Annotated in this window: 15 protein-coding genes and 1 pseudogene; 6 read left to right on the top strand and 10 right to left on the bottom strand. The window is 68.9% G+C overall.

Translation table 11 applies throughout. The features are described 5' to 3' along the window. From I55_RS02575 to I55_RS02600, 6 genes and pseudogenes are all read right to left on the bottom strand, one after another. Positions 1-606: pseudogene (locus tag I55_RS02575) on the bottom strand (fumarylacetoacetate hydrolase); the annotation flags it as partial. An 11-nt stretch (positions 607-617) separates the two neighbouring features. Beyond that, a complete protein-coding gene (locus tag I55_RS02580) occupies positions 618-1388 on the bottom strand; it encodes an enoyl-CoA hydratase/isomerase family protein (RefSeq protein WP_044558926.1) in 771 nt (256 codons plus the stop codon). 1 nt (position 1389) lies between these two features. Then, positions 1390-2562: an ABC transporter substrate-binding protein gene (locus I55_RS02585; RefSeq protein ID WP_044558962.1), complete on the bottom strand. Its 1173-nt coding sequence runs from the start codon at positions 2560-2562 to the stop codon at positions 1390-1392. Between the two features lie 8 nt (positions 2563-2570). After that, complete coding sequence (locus I55_RS02590) at positions 2571-3758, bottom strand: CaiB/BaiF CoA-transferase family protein (RefSeq protein ID WP_044558927.1); 1188 nt, start codon at positions 3756-3758, stop codon at positions 2571-2573. A 50-nt stretch (positions 3759-3808) separates the two neighbouring features. Continuing rightward, positions 3809-4561, bottom strand: coding sequence for an SDR family NAD(P)-dependent oxidoreductase (locus tag I55_RS02595; RefSeq protein WP_044558928.1), 753 nt, complete (start codon positions 4559-4561; stop codon positions 3809-3811). Between the two features lie 16 nt (positions 4562-4577). Next, entirely contained in the window at positions 4578-5756 is a 1179-nt protein-coding gene (locus tag I55_RS02600; protein WP_044558929.1) for an aldose 1-epimerase family protein, read from the bottom strand. A gap of 142 nt (positions 5757-5898) precedes the next feature. Here I55_RS02600 and I55_RS02605 point away from each other — a divergent pair, with 142 nt between their 5' ends. Then, on the top strand, positions 5899-6255 hold the full coding sequence (locus I55_RS02605) for an L-rhamnose mutarotase (protein ID WP_044558930.1): 357 nt from the start codon (positions 5899-5901) through the stop codon (positions 6253-6255). 19 nt (positions 6256-6274) lie between these two features. Here the strand turns inward: I55_RS02605 and I55_RS02610 are convergent, their stop codons facing one another. From I55_RS02610 to I55_RS02625, 4 genes are all read right to left on the bottom strand, one after another. Then, the gene (locus I55_RS02610; protein WP_044558931.1) at positions 6275-8377 is read right to left on the bottom strand and encodes a right-handed parallel beta-helix repeat-containing protein; all 2103 of its coding nucleotides are present in this window, start codon (positions 8375-8377) and stop codon (positions 6275-6277) included. Positions 8378-8430: 53 nt separating this feature from the next. Then, positions 8431-9711 carry an MFS transporter gene (locus I55_RS02615; protein ID WP_044558932.1) on the bottom strand — a complete coding sequence of 427 codons (1281 nt, stop codon included), beginning with the start codon at positions 9709-9711 and terminating at the stop codon, positions 8431-8433. Between the two features lie 81 nt (positions 9712-9792). Further along, the gene (locus I55_RS02620) at positions 9793-10653 is read right to left on the bottom strand and encodes an amidohydrolase (protein ID WP_044558963.1); all 861 of its coding nucleotides are present in this window, start codon (positions 10651-10653) and stop codon (positions 9793-9795) included. A 4-nt stretch (positions 10654-10657) separates the two neighbouring features. After that, complete coding sequence (locus tag I55_RS02625; protein ID WP_044558933.1) at positions 10658-11800, bottom strand: mandelate racemase/muconate lactonizing enzyme family protein; 1143 nt, start codon at positions 11798-11800, stop codon at positions 10658-10660. A gap of 59 nt (positions 11801-11859) precedes the next feature. On the opposite strand from I55_RS02625, the gene I55_RS02630 reads away from it, so the two are divergent. The 5 genes from I55_RS02630 to lldD all read left to right on the top strand — a co-directional run bounded on the left by I55_RS02630 (position 11860) and on the right by lldD (position 16612). Continuing rightward, entirely contained in the window at positions 11860-12570 is a 711-nt protein-coding gene (locus I55_RS02630) for a GntR family transcriptional regulator (protein ID WP_044558934.1), read from the top strand. 86 nt (positions 12571-12656) lie between these two features. Continuing rightward, on the top strand, positions 12657-13526 hold the full coding sequence (locus tag I55_RS02635) for a fumarylacetoacetate hydrolase family protein (RefSeq protein WP_044558935.1): 870 nt from the start codon (positions 12657-12659) through the stop codon (positions 13524-13526). Between the two features lies 1 nt (position 13527). Next, on the top strand, positions 13528-14535 hold the full coding sequence (locus tag I55_RS02640; RefSeq protein ID WP_044558936.1) for an aldo/keto reductase: 1008 nt from the start codon (positions 13528-13530) through the stop codon (positions 14533-14535). A 19-nt stretch (positions 14536-14554) separates the two neighbouring features. Then, complete coding sequence (locus I55_RS02645; RefSeq protein ID WP_044558937.1) at positions 14555-15286, top strand: SDR family oxidoreductase; 732 nt, start codon at positions 14555-14557, stop codon at positions 15284-15286. Positions 15287-15481: 195 nt separating this feature from the next. Then, a complete protein-coding gene (gene lldD, locus I55_RS02650; protein ID WP_044558939.1) occupies positions 15482-16612 on the top strand; it encodes an FMN-dependent L-lactate dehydrogenase LldD in 1131 nt (376 codons plus the stop codon). Positions 16613-16871: the final 259 nt, after the last annotated feature.

The raw sequence follows: 16871 nt of genomic DNA on the forward strand, positions 1-16871 counted from the left end.
ATTGTTCCAGGTGGAGGCCGGGTGCACCCCGATCTCCACCCCGGTGCCGACGGTGGACAGTGGCTGGCCCTTGGTGAAAATCTCCGCGTCCGGGCCGATGCCGACCTCCAGATACTGGCTCCACGCCCCGGCGGCGATCAGCGTCTGTTTCAGCGCCATGGCCTGCGGCGACCCGGGGCGAAGACTGCGCAGATCTTGGCCCACCAGGCTTTCCACCTGCACGCGGATGGCGGCGGCGGCCCCCGCGTCGCCCCGCGCCTTCTCCTCGATCACCCGTTCGAGGAGGGAGGTGGCGAAGGTCACGCCCGCCGCCTTCACCGCCTGCAGATCGATGGGCGACAGCAACCAGGGGCGGGTAGCGTCGCGGCCGGCGGGGTCGGTGTTGGCGTGGATCTCGGCCAGGGCGCCGATATCCTCCCCCGCCGCCGCGCGCAGCACCAGGGCCGGGTCCGCCTTCTCACACAGGTCGCGGGCCGTGGCGAAGGTGCCGCTGACATCGACCAGCCGCCCGTCGCGCACCGCCACGACGGAGGGGCCGCCCCGGTCGGGACGGAAAACACGGCCGAACAGCAGGGCCTGGGGATCGGCGGGAAGCAACTGGGTCATCATCGGGGTCCTCAGCGCCGCCGGAAGACGGGCGGCCGCTTTTCCTTGAAGGCGGCGCGGCCTTCCGCCGCGTCGGCGGTAGCGAAGCAGATGGTCTGCAGGTCGCGCTCATACGCCATGGCCTGGGCCAGGGGCATGGAGACGGCGGCCCGCAGGTTCAGCTTGGCCGTCTCCGCCGCGATGGGGGCGCGGGCGGCGATGGTGGCGGCCAACGCCTGGGCGCGGGGCAGCAGGTCCGCCGGCTCCACCACCGCGCTGACCAGGCCCCAGGCCAGGGCACGGGGCGCGTCCACCGGATCGCCCGTCATGATCATCAGGGCGGCGTTGGACGCGCCGATGGAATGGGCCAGGAAGGCCGCCATGCCGCCGCCGCCGATCCAGCCCAGCTTGATCTCCGGTGCCGCGAACTGGGCGTTGGTGGCGGCGATGCGGATGTCGCAGGACAGCGCCGTCTCCAATCCGCCGCCGAAGGCGTAGCCGTTGACGGCGGCGATTGTGGGTTTCAGGCAATGGTGGATGGCGTCGCAATAGTCGGCGCGGTTGCGGAAATCCCAGGGCGTGGCGTAGCTGTCCAGCTCCCGGATGTCCGACCCGCAGCAGAACGACCGTTCCCCCGCCCCTGTGATGACGACGGCGCGGATGGTGTCGCTGCCGTTGCACGCGTGCACGGCGTCGGTCAGCGCCTTGGCCATCTCCGGCGTGACGGAGTTCAGCTTCTGCGGGCGGTTGAGCGTCAGGGTGGCGACGGGACCGTCCACGCTGAACAACACTTCATCGGTCAATTCATCTCTCCCCCTGTCCGGCTGGGCCCGGCTGCCGGGACGCGGCGTACAGGTCTTGCAGGTCGTCGATGACAGCGCCGTGCGGCCGACTATCGGTCAGAGCCGAGCGGATCAGGGCCGAGGCCGCCGTCTGGAATGGGATGGCGCCGGGGTGGCGGGGCCGGACGAAAGCAGCCTCCAGCGTGGCGGCAGTGTCGCGATAGAAGCCGCCCCAATGGTCGTTGACGCCGGCATCGGCCCAGGCGGAGCGCAGGCTGGGCTGACCGTCATGGTCGGGGATGAAGCCGGCCTGGGCGCCGGCCGACATCAGCCAGCGCAGATGGTCCAGCAGCGCCGGGGTGACCTGGGCGCGGGCGGTGATGCCGATGCCCGTGCCGCCCAGGGTCGATCCCGGCCGGCCGCCCGGCGCCCGCCGGGGGGCGTCGCCGAAGCGCAGCGGGTGCCCGCCCGCCTCTGCACGGGTGTAGTTCACATAGCCGTAGATCAGCGGGCACAGCGCCACGTCATCGCCGCTGGCCATGCGGCCCAGGATGCCGATGGGGTTCAGGTCCGCCACCGCCGCCGGGCTGGTCGCCGCCAGCCGCGCCATCAGGTCCAGCGCCGCCGTGCCCGTTTCCTGCCCGATGAAGCGTTCGGGATCGGCCTCCGCCGGCGGTTCGCCCAGGGCCACGCAGATGGACTGGAAAGACAGGGCGGCGTGCGGCCCCGCCAGCGACAGGGCCACCGGGCACCGCCCGGCCAGCGCCACCACCTGGTCCCAGGTCACCGGCACCGGCCCGTCGATGAGGTCGGGCCGGTAGGCCATGACCTGGGTGGCGGCGTCCAGCGGCAGGGCCCAGTGCCGGCCGGCGTAGCGATAGCTGGACAGGCAGGGGCCGATAACGTCCTGGCCCCAGGCCACGATCTCATCGGCGCCAAACAACTGCTCAAGCGGCACCAGGCCCTGGCCGGCCACGGCGTCGCCCACATGGGGATGGTCCAGCACGATCAGGTCATAGCGCCGGCACAGATCCGCGATGGGATGTTTCTCGAAATCCTCCAGCGAGTGCCTGTCCCAGGTCAGGGTCAGCCCGTCGCGCGCGGGGTCCACCGCGGCGGCGGCTGCCGCCAGGGCGTTGTAGCCGCGCGGATGGTCCCAGGTCAGCGCGCGGTAATGCGGCGCATCAGTCGACATGAAGGGGCTCACGGCGCCCCCACGACACCGGCGGCCAGCAGGCGCTCGATATCCGCCTGCGACAGGGACAGGCCCGCCAGGACCTCGCGCGTGTGCTCACCCACCAAGGGGGCGCCGCGTTCCAGCGTGGCTGGCGTCTTGGAGAAGCGGATGGGGAAGCCCGGCGTCTTCACCCGGCCTTCGGTCGGGTGGTCGTAGGAGATGAAGGTGCCGTTGTGGGCGATCTGCGGATCGGCCACCAGGTCGGCGTAGCCGTAGACCGGGCCGCACCAGATGTCATGGGCGCGGAACAGCTCCAGCCATTCCGCCGAGCTGCGGCCCAGCAGCCGGATGCGGATGCAGGCGAAGATCTCGTCCCGGAACGTCCAGCTGTCGGCCTCATCGTTCAGACCTTGCAGGAAGGGCTCGTCGATCAGCCGGCCCAGCTTGTCCAGCCCGGCCATGGCGACGACGATGTAACCATCCGTCGTCTTGAACACGCCATAGGGGGCGCGGATGTAGCAATGGGCGTGCGCCTCGGCCGAGCGGGTCTGCGGCTTGTTGCCCACGGTGAAGACAGACAATTCCTGCATCTGGATGGTGGTGATGGCGTCCAGCATGTTGACCTGGACCAATTGCCCCTCCCCCGTCCGTTCCCGGTGCAGCAGGGCGGCCAGGGCGCCCTCGAACGCGGTGTAGGCCGTGATGGCGTCCACCAGGTACTGCCCGGCCGGCTGCGGCGGCTGGTCGGCGCTGCCGGCCGACAGCATGGCGCCGGACAGCGCCTGCAACAGCAGGTCCTGCCCCGGATAGTTCACATAGGGGCCATCCTCGCCATAGCCGGACATGGAGACATAGATCAGGCGCGGGTTGATGGCCGACAGTGTCTCATAATCCACGCCCAGGCGCTTGGCCACACCGGGGCGGTAGTTCTGCAGGAAGACATCGGCGTCCTTCACCAGGTCCAGCAGGATCTGCCGCCCCTCTGGCGCCTTCAGATCCACGGCCAGGGAGCGCTTGTTGCGGTTCAGCGACAGGAAGGAGACGTTGATCTTGTTGCCGCGGGCACCACCGGCCGAGGCATGGCGCTGCCATTCGCCGCTGGTCGGCTCCACCTTGATGACGTCGGCGCCGAGGTCGCCCAGGCGCTGCGCCGCGAAGGGACCGGCCATGGCGATGGAACAATCGAGAACGCGGTATCCGCTGAGGATGCCCATGATGGTGTCGTCCTAGGACTAAGTGAAACAATGGGAAACAGAGCGGCGCCTCAATGCATGACCCAGCCGCCGTCCACGTTCAGGGTCTGGCCGCTGATGAAACCGGCGGCGTCCGACGCCAGGAAGGACAGGGCCGCCGCGATGTCGCCGGGGTGGCCACGCCGCTTCACCGACTGATGGTCCAGCACGAAGCGGGTATAGCCCTCCGGATCCGGATGGATCTTCTCCGCGTCCGTGGGGAAGGCGCCGGGGGAAAGGGCGTTGACGGTGACGCCATAGGCGCCGAACTCCCGCGCCCAGGCCCGCGTCAGGCCGACCAGCGCGCCCTTGGAGGCGACGTAGGGCGACAGGTTGGCCCAGCCCCCGTAGAAGGTGATGCTGGCGATGTTGATGATGCGGCCCCAGCCTTGCGCCCGCATGTGGGGCAGCGCCACCTGCACCGCCACGATGCCGGCATCGACGTTCACGCGCTGCACCGCCTGATGGTCTTCGACGCTGTAGTCCTCGAACGGCTTGGACGGGTAGATGGCGGCGTTGTTGATGACCACGTCCAACCCGCCCAGCGCCGTGGCCTGGGCTGACAGCAGGGCGTGGAAGCCCGCCAGGTCCGACAGGTCGGCCCGCATCGGCACCAGGTGCCCGGCATCGATGCCGGCGGCGGCGTCCACCAGGGCCGCCAGCTTGGCGGCGTCATGATCGACGGCCAGCACCGTGGCGCCCTCGCGCAGGAAGTGCAGGGTGGCGGGCAGGCCCAGGCCGCCGGCGGCACCGGTATACAGGATGGTTTTGCCCCGGATGGACATGGCTTCCGTCCCCCTTTCAACCGCGCACGATGGGGCGGAAGTCGCCCGAGGGGACGGGGTAGTCCACGTCCGGCTGGCGGGCGATGCCCTGGATGCGGGCGATGGACGCGGCCACGGACGCGGCATCGGGCAGGATGCGGAAGACGGTATCGTACCGCCGCTCCTCCCCATGCTCCAGCCAGATCAGCTCATCGCGTTGCTTGGCGAAGGGCTTGCCGAAGACGTGGTTGGTGGACGGTTCGATGCCCAGGGCGTAATGGCCCTGCTGCAGGTTCTGCCATTCATACATGGCGGGGAACTGGCGCTTGTCCGTCTCCACCTCCAGGCCGAAGCCGATGGCCTCGTTCACCAGGGCGACGGGCACGCGTGACGCGGCGTCGGCCGCCATCTCATGCTGCCAGACCTGCTCATGGAAATCGCGGCGCGGCGCCGGCAGGGTGCGGTAGCCCACACCTTGGCGGCGGTAGTCGTCGCCAGCGTGGGAGGCCCAGACCACGTCGCGGATGGGCGCCACATAGCGCGACCCCTCCGCCAGCACCGGGTGCCCGACGTTGATGTGGTAACAGTACATGTGGGGCGTGCGGTAGAAGCCGTGGTTGACCACCCGGTCGTGCAGCCGGATCTCATCGGTGCCCACCTTGGCCTCGATGCGGCGGATGAGGTGCAGGTCCTCCCCGAACACCGTGGACTGTTGCACCACGCCCTCCGCCCATAGCCAGCAGTCGTCGCCGTCCCAGCGCTCGCCATAGCCGGTCAGGCGCGCGGGAATGGTGCCGATGCGCCCGTGCAGGGAGGATTTGACGCCGGTGCGGGGCCCATAGACGTAATGGTCGGCCGCGTCCTCATCCATGAACAGGATGTGGTCCAGCCCGCAGGTGACCAGCAGACCGGAGAAGGAGCGGAACCAGGCCAGGCCCCCCTCCCCCTCATACTCGTGCAGGCTGGGATGGCGGAAACCGGAGGGGGAGTGCCAACCGACGGCGCGGCCATTATGCTCGCAATCCGCGATGTCCATGGCCCGCTCGACCAGGACGGTGAAGCGCAGGCCGCTGCCCGTGCGGAATTCCAGCAGGCGCACGCCGCGCTCGACGCCATCACCCAGCGTCATCAGCCGCACGCCGGCGAATTGGGAGAGCGAGCCCGTGTGGGCCGCCACGTCGCGGCGGGATCGGTCCTGTCCATAAAGACGGGCCATCCGTATCCTCCGTAAGCTTGGTTCTGGACCTGGTTCCGGCCCGTGCTTTGACGGGGATTAAGGCCCCCAAATGCGGCCTTGTCAATTCAGAAGCGTGATGTGATATCTCAGATATGGAAATAAAAACTTCAGAAGGTGCAAAATGAGCGACACACGCCGCCTGTGCTTCACCGTGGACCTGCGGGACGATGCGGAGCTGATCGCCCGCTACAAGGCCTGGCATGGACCGGGCGCTGTGCCGAAGGCCGTCGTCGATGCCATCCGGGGCGACGGCATCCGCGACCTGGAAATCTGGCTGCACGGCACGCGCATGGTGTTGATCATGGAGGTCGGCCCCGACTTCGACCCCGCGGCCAAGGCGACCAGCGACGCGGCCAACCCCGAGGTCCAGGAATGGGACCGGCTGATGGGCACGTTCCAGCAGCCCCTGCCGGGCACGCCGGCCGGCCAGACCTGGGTGGCCATGGAGCGCATCCATTCCCTGAAGGAACAGGTGTGACCACCGGAAGCGGCGACCGTCAACGCCGGGGCGCGTCGTCCTGCTGGACGCCTGAGCGGTCCATCACCGCCCGCGCGCCGGCCGGCCATGTGTCACCCTTGACCTCGACATTGTCGACCAGACGGTTGTTGAGGTAGTCGGTCAGCGTTCCCCGCGCCCGCCCGTCGCGGTACCAGTTGCCTGAGGCCAGGTCGTCCATGGCCGTACGGCGGGGAAGGTTGAAGTCCAGGGTGTTGACGTTCAGCCAGACATCGACCCTGTCGACGACGTTGTTGCGCACGGTCAGGTACCGGGACCCCTCGTCCAGGTAGATGCCAATGCCGCCGGGGACGTCGTAGATGTAGTTCTCGGCGATCAGGCCGCCGGGATCGGCCGACAGATGGTAGATGGCGCCGCCGTCCCCATACCATTGCTTCACGGAATGCACGCGGTTCCCGACGATGACGGCGTCACGCAGGATGGTGGGCGTGTCATAAACCAGGTTGCCCGGCTGGTCGTAATAGCCGCGTTCCCGCGTCCGATAGGCTGAGCTTCCGCCCGGATCGTTGACGCCCCAGCCCCAGCCGACGTCGATCCCGTCGTACGGCGTGTCCGACACGTCGTTATGCAGGATCACCGGCGCCGTCGCATAGGTGACCAGGATGGCCGCCTGCTCCCGATAATCCTGTGACACGGTCCTGATCCGGTTGTTGCGGATCAGGATGTCGCGGACAGCCATTTCGGGGCGCGGCGGATGGTGGGCATCCGGCGTGACGCCGCCCACCATGATGGCGCCCCCTGACAGGTCGGTGAACAGGTTGCGCGACACCTCGACGGCGACGGCGCCCAGTCCGATGCCGCTATCGTTGGCGTCGGCATTGGTGCCGATGCCCAGCGCCACCTGTCCCAGATGCGCGAACTCGCCGCCCTCGAACAGGATGCGGGTCGCGGCGGCCACCTGGATCGCCGCCGGCTGCTGGCTCCAGTGGTTGCGGGCGGCCTCGAACGCCCAGCAGCCCCACGAGCAGTCCCGTATCGGCTCCAGGGGATAGTCGGAAAGGTGGCCGGCCAGGAACGCGCCGCTCTGCTGGCTGGCATAGCCTTGCGGGCCGGATGGTTCCAGCCAGCTGGTATGCTGGAAGCTCAGTCCCTTGAACTGCAGGTCCTTGACCGGCGTGTCATAGGTGCCGGCGATGGACATCAGCAGCGACAGGCGCGGCAGGACCACCGACGCCGTCGCCATTTCCTCCCCGGCGCGGGGCTTGTAGTACAGGCGGCCGGCGGCCGGATCGGCATACCACTGGCCGGGTTCGCGCAGGAAGGCCAGGGCGTTGACCAGGAAAAGCCGGGCGGACGCCTCCGAAACCGGCCGTGCGATGGTGTCATAGCCGATGATGTTGTTCCGCCAGCCCGGCTGCCGCATGACGATGCGGTCGCCCTCGATCCGTTCCACCGTCGCGTGCCGGTCGGTGAACCAGCCCGTACCCTCGACCTCGATCCGCTGCTGGTCGGGCAGGTCGGCCAGGCCGCGCCAGGCCGGATCGACGATCTCCATCCCCCAGTCATGGAAACGGAAGGCCTGGCGCGCCACCTCCAGCGTCGCCCGGCGGGCCAGGCGGTCGTTGACCCAGATCTGGCGCGGATCGACGCCGCGCGGGATGTCGGCCGCCCATATCCCCTTGGCCGCGTCGGCCAGCCGCCAGCCGGTCACCGTGTCGCCGCCGGAAATCACCGGCTTGGCGCCGTCCGACGCCTCCCAGCGCACCAGGTGCCCCGCCTGCCCGCCATCGGCCGCGGAAAAGCGCAGCGGCTCCGCCAGACGGTACACCCCGTCGGTCAATCGCACGACGACGTCCCGGTCACGGTTCAGGTCCCGCACGGCGGCCTGGGCACGGGCCAGCGTGGCGAAGGGATGGGCCGGCGACCCGTCGCCCGCGTCAGACCCGGCGGGCGATACCGACAGGACCACGGGCGGCGACGGCGGCCGTTGCGGTATCCTGATGGTCGCCAGCAGCTTTTCCCCGTATAGCCGTTCCGGCTGATGGGCGGGCGGCAAATCGGGGGCGGGCGGGGTCTGCGACCAGCCCGGCGCCGATATCAAAAGCAAGGTCAACAGGCCGAAACGCGCCGCGTGCGATCCCATCGCCCACCCTCCCTTTACAGCGTTTGCTTCCAATGCGCCGGGCGTTTGCCGCCTCAGCGTACTGACCGGATCGGCAGCACGAAGAATGACGACAGGAAGACGAAGATGATGGCGGCGATGAACAGCACGCTGTAATCGCCGCCGGACAGGCCCAGCAACCAGGCCGACATGACCGGGCTGATGGCCTGCGGGATGTTGATGGCGGTGGTCAGGATGCCCAGGTCCTTGCCGGTGGACCCGGTGTCCTGGGGCAGCACCTGGGTCATCAGCGCCATGTCCACCGCCGTGAACGCGCCATAGCCCAACCCGACGATACCGGCATAGAGGTACATCCCCTCCACCGTCGGGGTGATCAGCGGGACCACGCAGGCCGCCGCCATGATGACGGAGGAGAAGAAGACGAAGGGCTTGCGCCGCCCCACCCTGTCCGACAGGAAGCCGGACACCAAGCCGGAGAACAGCAGCATGACGAAGGTGATGGCGGAGATGTTGCCGATGACGGCGTTGGCCTGGTCCACCGACAGCTGGATGTAGTCGCGCAGGATGTAGAGCTGGTAGGTCACCACCCCCTGGTATCCCATGTAGATCGTGAAGCGGCCGAGGAAGGCCCAGCCGAAATCGGGATACTTGCGCGGATCGATCCAGAAGCCGCGCAGGAAGGCTGCCAGGCTGAAGGGCGCGGGCCTCAGATGCGCCGACGACGCCTCGCGGTTCAGGAAGACGAAGGCGACGCAACAGGCGGCAACCGCCGCCGCGAACACCAGGTAGCCCAGCACCAGCTGGCCGGCCAGCTGTCCCGCCACGATGATGCCCACCGTGCCGCCGGCCGTCATGCCCGCCCCGATGAAGCCGGAGGCCGTCCCCCGGTTGGCCGGCGCGAAGCGGTCGGCCACCACGGTGGACAGCGGCCCCTGCATGGCGTTGTAGGCGATGGCCGCCATGACCCACAGCACCGTGATGGACCATAGGGACGTCACCAGCGACACGCCGAACAGGCACATCGAACCGATGAGCGAGGCCAGGGCGATCCACGGCGACCGCCGACCCCAGCGCGACCGGGTGCTGTCGGACAGGGCGCCGGCGATGGGGGTGGTCAGCGTCGAGAAGATGGAGGTGATGGACATGACGATGGCGAGGTTCGCCGCCTTCGCCGCCGGGTCCAGCGCCGCCACCTGGTTGGGCAGCAGCACCGAGATGACCCCGTTGTACAGGGCCAGCAGCACGAAGAAATTGACCAGCAGCGACCAGAGCAGGACCCAACGCCGCCGCCCCGTGACATGTTGGCTGGCCGCCGGGGCGGAGGAAAGGGGGACGTCCATGGGAATGTCGCTCATCTTTGGTTGATCTCTCCCTGACTGCCGTCATGACGGGCCCTCTTGGGTGGGGCCGCTGTCGATCTGTCGCTTATCGATGTGTCATCCGCCGCCCAGCCGGTAGACACGCCGGGCCACCTGGTGGCACACGGCGTCCCGATCCGCCTGGGTCCAGCCGGCGGCGATGTCCTGGAACACCGCCAGCCACGCCGGGTAGCCCCCGGCCAGGTCCACCACCGGCCAGTCGCCGCCGAACAGGCAGCGCCCGGCGCCAAAGCAGGCCAGGGCGTGGTCCACGTAGGGCCGCACCTCTTCCGCCCGCCAGCCGTCCCATCGCGCCTGGGTGGTCAGGCCGGAGATTTTGCAGGCCAGGTTGGGAAAGCGCGCCAGCCGGGCCAGGGCGTCGGCCCAGCCGTCGGCCCGGATGTCGCCGCCATGGGTGGCGATGTCGGGCTTGCCCAGGTGGTCCAGCACGGTGACGGCGTCCGGCACCGCCGTGTACAGATGGTCCAGCGCCCGGGCCACATCCCGCAGCTGTGGCGCGCGGGCGCAGATGTCCAGGCTGAACCCCGCCGTCGCCGCCCGCACCATGCCGTCCAGGTGATCAGGGTCGGTGACGAAGGCCAGCGGTTCGTTCTGCACCGACCGGCGCACGCCGCACACCAGCGGCCGCGTGGCCAGGGCGTCGAGCGCCGCCTGCGCCCCCGCCCCCCGTTCCAGGGGCGCGTATGCCACGATGCCGCCCACCGGCACGCGGTCCGCCAGGCCCGCGACCCAGTCCACCTCATCCAGCGCCCGGGCCGGATCGCAGTCCGCCTGCACGAACACCGCCTGCTCGACGGGCAACCCCAGCGCCGCCCATTCCAGCGGCGTGTGCGCCCCCGCGATGGGCGGGACATGGGACAGCCAGTCGTAGCGCAAGCGCGCCGGGTCCCAGAGGTGGAGGTGGGCGTCGATCAGCATGGGCTCAGCCAGCCCGCGCCAGGCGGACCTGCGGCGGTGCGGCACCCAGGTCGGCGCGGTCCAGGATGGCCGGCCGGCGCCAGACGCGCCGCGCCTCCTCGCTCAGCACCAGGCCGTGGCCCGGCACCTCCCGGCCGTGAATGTAGCCGTCTTCCATGCGATAGCTCTCCTCCACCAGATGATCGAAGTTCTGGTAGGAATATTCCAGCCACTCGACCTCCGGCAGCGCCAAGGCCATGTTGACGCCGATCTCGAGGAAGGAGTTGCCCAGCGTCACCGGTACCACCTTCTCCGCCGCCAGCCAGCCGATGCGCATGACGTCGGTGACATGGCCGTGGACGTTCAGCATGTCGGCCCCGCCCGCCTCGATCAGCGCGCGCTTGCCCGACACGTCCAGGTATTCGCCGCTGTTGATCAGGGTGTGGCCGGCCGTCTGGCGCAGCAGGCGCAGGCCGTCGAAATCGTTGCGCTGGATGGGATCCTCCAGCCAGAAGATCTCATGCCCCGCCTTGCGCATCAGGTCCAGGTTCAGGATGGTCTGCTTGGGCGACCAGGCCTCGTTGGCGTCCACCATCACGGTGGCACCGGCACCGACCGCCTGCTTCAGCAGGTCCAGGCGGTGGATGTCGCGCTCGATCTCCGGATGGCCCACCTTGATCTTGAAGGCGGTGAAGCCATCGGACGCGGCACGGGCGAAAAGGGTCTGAAAATCCCCATCTTCGAGGTGGAAATCCAGGCCGGAGGCGTAGGCCCGCACCTTCTGCTTGCGGGCCCCCAGCAGCCGCCACAGCGGCAGGCCCACCGACTTGGCGAACAGGTCCCAGACGGCCTGCTGCAAGGCCTCCTCGAACGGCAGGGTGTAGCGCCGGGCGGTGCCGCCGCGTGGCCGGGTCACCCGGTGGGCCAGGGCGCCGGACTGCTGCCCCTCCACCCCGGGCCACACCTCCGACTGGAAGACGCGGATGATCTCCGCCTCCGCCGGCAGGGGGAAGAACAGCGACTGGATGAATCCCAGGCCCGCCGAGCCATCGGAACCGACCAGTTCCAGGGCTGCGACATGAACGTCATCGGCACGGACTTGGCTATCCCCGATGACCCGATCTCGGGCAAACTGGAATCGTGTGATGCGGAAGTCGACGATCTGCATTTTCACCGCTACACTCTATTCAGATATCGATATCTGAAATATCAGGACATGGATTAGATATGGCAGCGGCACGCAAAAAGCAAGCGGCAAACGCGGCGGTCGAGGAGTCCGGCAGCGCCCCGGAGGGCAAGCGCCTGAGCGAGATCGCCTACAGCGCCATCCTGGAGGGACTGTTCGCCCGCAAGGTGCCGGCCGGCGCCTTCGTGTCGCAGAACGACCTGGTGCAGCTGCTGGGCATCCCGGTGCAGCCGCTGCGCGACGCGCTGCGCGTGCTGGAGGCGGAGGGGGTGCTGACCATCCATCCCCGCTCCGGCATCCAGTTCCTGAAGCCCGACTTCGAATTCGCCCGTTCGACCTATCAGTTCCGCTCCATCATAGAGCGCGCGGCCGCCCGCACCTACGCCGAAACCGGCGACGCGGCGGAGATCGCGGCCCTGCTGGCCGACCACCGGGCGCTGATCGCCGCCATAGAGAAGGACGGCCTGACCGCCGCCCTGACCCAGACGCTGGAGGGGCTGGAGCAGCGCTTCCATGGCGCCATGATCGCCTGCCTGCGCAACCCGCTGATCGAGACGACGGCCCGCCGGCTGAAGAACTATGTCACCCTGATCCGGCTGGAACGGCTGATCACCCAGCCGCTGGCCCTGCGCACCCTGAATGAGCATATCGAGGTGCTGCAGGCCTGCACCGACCGGGATGGCGACCGGGCGGAGGCGGCGCTGACCGTGCACTTCCAGGCGGCCTTGCAACGCATCCTGGGCATGTTCTAAGTCGGAGTCCCGGCATCGTTGACATATGACATCGCATATCTAATATATCAGTTGCGACTCAACCGTCTCAACCGAATGGATACGTGATGAAACTGGCCCGTTACGGCGCCCCCGGCCACGAACGCCCCGCCCTGCTGGATGCCCAGGGCACCCCGCGCGACCTGACCGGCATCGTCGACGACATCGCCGGCGAGGTGCTGACCAGCGCCGGCCTGGCGCGGCTGGCGGCCCTCGACCCGGCCACGCTGCCCGCCCTGCCGCCGGGACAGCGCATCGGGCCGGCCGTGGGACGCGTGGGCAAGATGATCTGCGTGGGCCTGAACTTCCGCGACCATGCCGCGGAATCCAACCTGCCCCTGCCCAGCCAACCCATCCTCTTCATGAAGGCCACCACGGCCATCTGCGGCCCCAACGACGACGTCGTCATCCCCTACGGCTCGGTAAAGACGGATTGGGAGGTGGAGCTGGGCGTGGTCATCGGCGACACCGCCCGCCACGTGCCGCTGGACAAGGCGCTGGACCACGTCGCCGGCTATGTCCTGATCAACGACCTGTCGGAACGGGAATTCCAGCTGGAGCATGGCGGCCAGTGGGTGAAGGGCAAGAGCTGCGACACCTTCGGCCCCATCGGCCCCTTCCTGGTGACCAAGGACGAAATCCCGGACCCGCAGGCCCTGGGCATGTGGCTGACGGTCAACGGCCGCCGCTACCAGAACGGCACCTCGGCGGAGATGGTGTTCGGCGTCGCCCACCTGGTCAGCTACATCAGCCGCTACATGACCCTGATGCCGGGCGACATCATCAGCACGGGCACGCCCGCCGGCGTGGGCCTGGGCCAGACCCCGCCCACCTACCTCAAGCCCGGCGACGTGATCGAGCTGGGCATCGACGGCCTGGGCACCCAGCGCCAGCGGACGGTGGCCTGGAGCCCAATGGCCCAAAACGCGGTGGAATAGCATGGCGCTGGACCCATCATCACTGGGCGCGCTCGGCTTCGGGGCCGCGCCCATCGGCAACCTCTACCGCGCCATGCCGGAGGAGAACGCCGAGGCCACCGTCCGGTCGGCCCTGGGCGCCGGCATCCGCTACCTGGACACGGCCCCGCACTATGGCTTCGGCCTGTCGGAGAAGCGCCTGGGCCGCTACCTGCCGGCCCTGGACCCGCATGAAAGGCTGATCATCTCCACCAAGGTCGGCCGGCGGCTGGACCCGGTGCCCGACGCCGACCTGACCCAGGCGCGCCAGGGCTTCGTCACCCCGGAACCGTTCGAGAGCCGCTTCGACTATTCCTACGACGCGGTCATGCGCTCCTATGAGGCCAGCCGGCAGAGGCTGGGGCGGGAGCGCATCGACATCCTCTATGTCCACGATATTGGCCGCTACGCCCAGGGCGACCGCCATGCGGAGACGTTCCGGCAGTTCATGGCAGGCGGCTACCGCGCGCTGCGGGAGCTGCGCGACGGCGGCGCGGTGGGGGCCATCGGCCTGGGCGTGAACGAATGGGAGGTGTGCGTCGAGGCGCTGGCCCACGGCGATTACGACCTGATGCTGCTGGCCGGCTGCTACACCCTGCTGGACCAGTCGCCCCTGGACGTGTTCCTGCCGCTGTGCGCGCGGCGGGGCGTCAGCATCGTCATCGGCGGCCCCTACAACTCCGGCATCCTGGCCACCGGGGTGAAGGGCCCGGGCCCCGTCCACTATCAATACCAGCCGGCCCCACCCGACATCGTGGCCCGTGTGGCGGCCATCGAGGCGATGTGCGACGCCCACGGCGTGCCCCTGGCGGCGGCGGCCTTGCAATTCCCCCTGGCCCATGGCCAGGTGGCCTCCGTCATCCCGGGCATGAACAGCCCCGGCCAAGTGGAGCGGGCCACCAGCCTGGTACGCCACCCCATCCCCGCCGCCCTGTGGGCGGAGCTGAAGCACCAGGGCCTGCTGCGCGCCGACGCGCCTATCCCTGCCTAAAACCAAAGGAAACGCCACCATGGGACGCCTAGAAGGCAAGACCGCCATCGTCACCGCCGCCGGCCAGGGCATCGGCCGATCCAGTGCGGAGCTGTTCGCGCGCGAGGGCGCGCGGGTCATCGCGCTGGACATCAACCCGGACACGCTGGCCAGCATGACCGGCGTTGAGACCCGCACCCTGAACCTGCTGGACGGTGCCGCCATCCAGGCGCTGGCCGGGGACATCGGCGGCATCGACGTGCTGTTCAACTGCGCCGGCTACGTCCACGCCGGCACGCTGGCCACGACGGCGGAGAAGGACCTGGACTTCTCCTACGACCTGAACGTCAAGGCGGCCTTCCGCATGATCCAGGCCTTCCTGCCGGGCATGATCGCGCGCGGCGGCGGGTCCATCGTCAACATGTCGTCGGTTGCGGGGTCCGTGCTGGGTGTGGCCAACCGCTTCGCCTATGGCGTGACCAAGGCCGCCGTCATCGGCCTGACCAAGTCGGTGGCCGTGGACTTCGTGGGCCAGAACATCCGGTGCAACGCCATCTGCCCCGGCACGGTGCAGTCGCCCTCGCTGGATGAGCGCCTGGCCGCCACGGGCGACGCCGACGCCGCCCGCGCCGCCTTCGTCGCCCGCCAGCCCATGGGCCGCATCGGCCGGCCGGAGGAGATCGCGGAACTGGCCCTCTATCTCGCCTCCGACCTTTCCTCCTACACTACCGGCACGATCAACGTCATCGACGGCGGCTGGTCGAACGCCTGACGGCCGCGCCACCGTTAGATACCAGTGGCATGAGGTTTTCATGCCACTGTAGGACGCGACCGCGTCCGCCGGAGATTTCCGGGAAACGCAGTGGACTGGAAATCGAGGAAGCCAAGCCAGCGGATGCTGGCGCCCGGCGATTGAGGGGCGGCCTTTGATCGGTCACGATCAAAGGGCAAGCATGGAGACTCCCGCATGATCATTTCCTCCCCGCGTGATTTCCGGGAGGCGGCCCGGCGCCGCCTTCCCCGCTTCCTGTTCGACTATGCCGAGGGCGGCGCGGGGACGGAGCAGACGATGCGCCGCAACGTCGACGACCTGGCCGACCTGGCGCTGCGCCAGCGCGTGCTGAAGAACGTGGCCGACATCACGCTGGGCACCCGCCTGTTCGGGCAGGACCTCGCCATGCCCGTGGCCCTGGGGCCGGTTGGCATCGCCGGCATGTTCCGCCGCCGGGGGGAGGTGCAGGCGGCGCGGGCGGCCAACCGGGCGGGCCTGCCCTTCTGCCTGTCCACCGTCTCCATCTGCTCATTGGCGGAGGTGGCGGCCGGCACCGACGGGCCGCTGTGGTTCCAGCTCTACGTCATCCGCGACCGCGGCTTCATGCGCGAGCTGCTGGCCAACGCCAGGACGCTGGGGGCCAAGGCCCTGGTGTTCACGGTGGACATGCCGGTGCCCGGCACCCGCTACCGCGACGCCCATTCCGGCATGTCCGGCCCCAACGCCCCCCTGCGCCGCATGCTGCAGGCCATGGGCAAGCCAGCCTGGGCCTGGGACGTGGGCCTCCACGGGCGCCCCCACCGGCTGGGCAACCTGGAACCGGTGTTGGGCGACAAGAGCGGCCTGAACGACTACATGGGCTGGCTGGGGTCCAACTTCGACCCGTCCATCTGCTGGCAGGACCTGGAGTGGATCCGCCAGGGCTGGGACGGCCCCCTGATCATCAAGGGCATCCTGGACCCCGACGACGCCCGGGCCGCCGCCGACATCGGCGCCGACGGCATCGTCGTCTCCAACCACGGCGGCCGGCAGCTGGACGGCGTGCTGTCCTCCGCCAAGGCCCTGCCCGCCATCGCCGACGCGGTGGGCGACCGCCTGACCGTGCTGGCCGACGGCGGCGTCCGCTCCGGCCTGGACGTGGTGCGCATGCTGGCCCTGGGCGCCAAGGGCGTGCTTCTGGGCCGCGCCTGGCTCTACGCCATGGCCGCGCGCGGCGAGGCCGGCGTCACCCAGCTGCTGGAGATCTACGCCAAGGAAATGAAGGTCGCCATGGCGCTGACCGGCGTGCGCACCATCCAGGAGATTGATCGGTCGATCTTGGCGTGAGGGGTTCGGGGGCGGTGGTGGAGCTGCTGTCCGGATACGGCGGTCGCTTTCCGCCCAAGATAGGCATTGATGGCCAAACGATCACCACGGAAGCCAATATCGCGAATAGTATATAGGCGATGTTCATCGCTGGACGCCCTGGACGTGATGGACCAGGCATGGTGGCCCATGCAACGGACCGATGAACCGTCATGACTACGCCACGAGACCGCAAATTTTGCGGCGGGCGGTGACTTCCCCGACACGCCTTGCTATAATT

Origin of the sequence: Azospirillum sp. B4 (assembly GCF_000333275.1) — a bacterium.
Classification (GTDB): Bacteria; Pseudomonadota; Alphaproteobacteria; order Azospirillales; family Azospirillaceae; genus Nitrospirillum.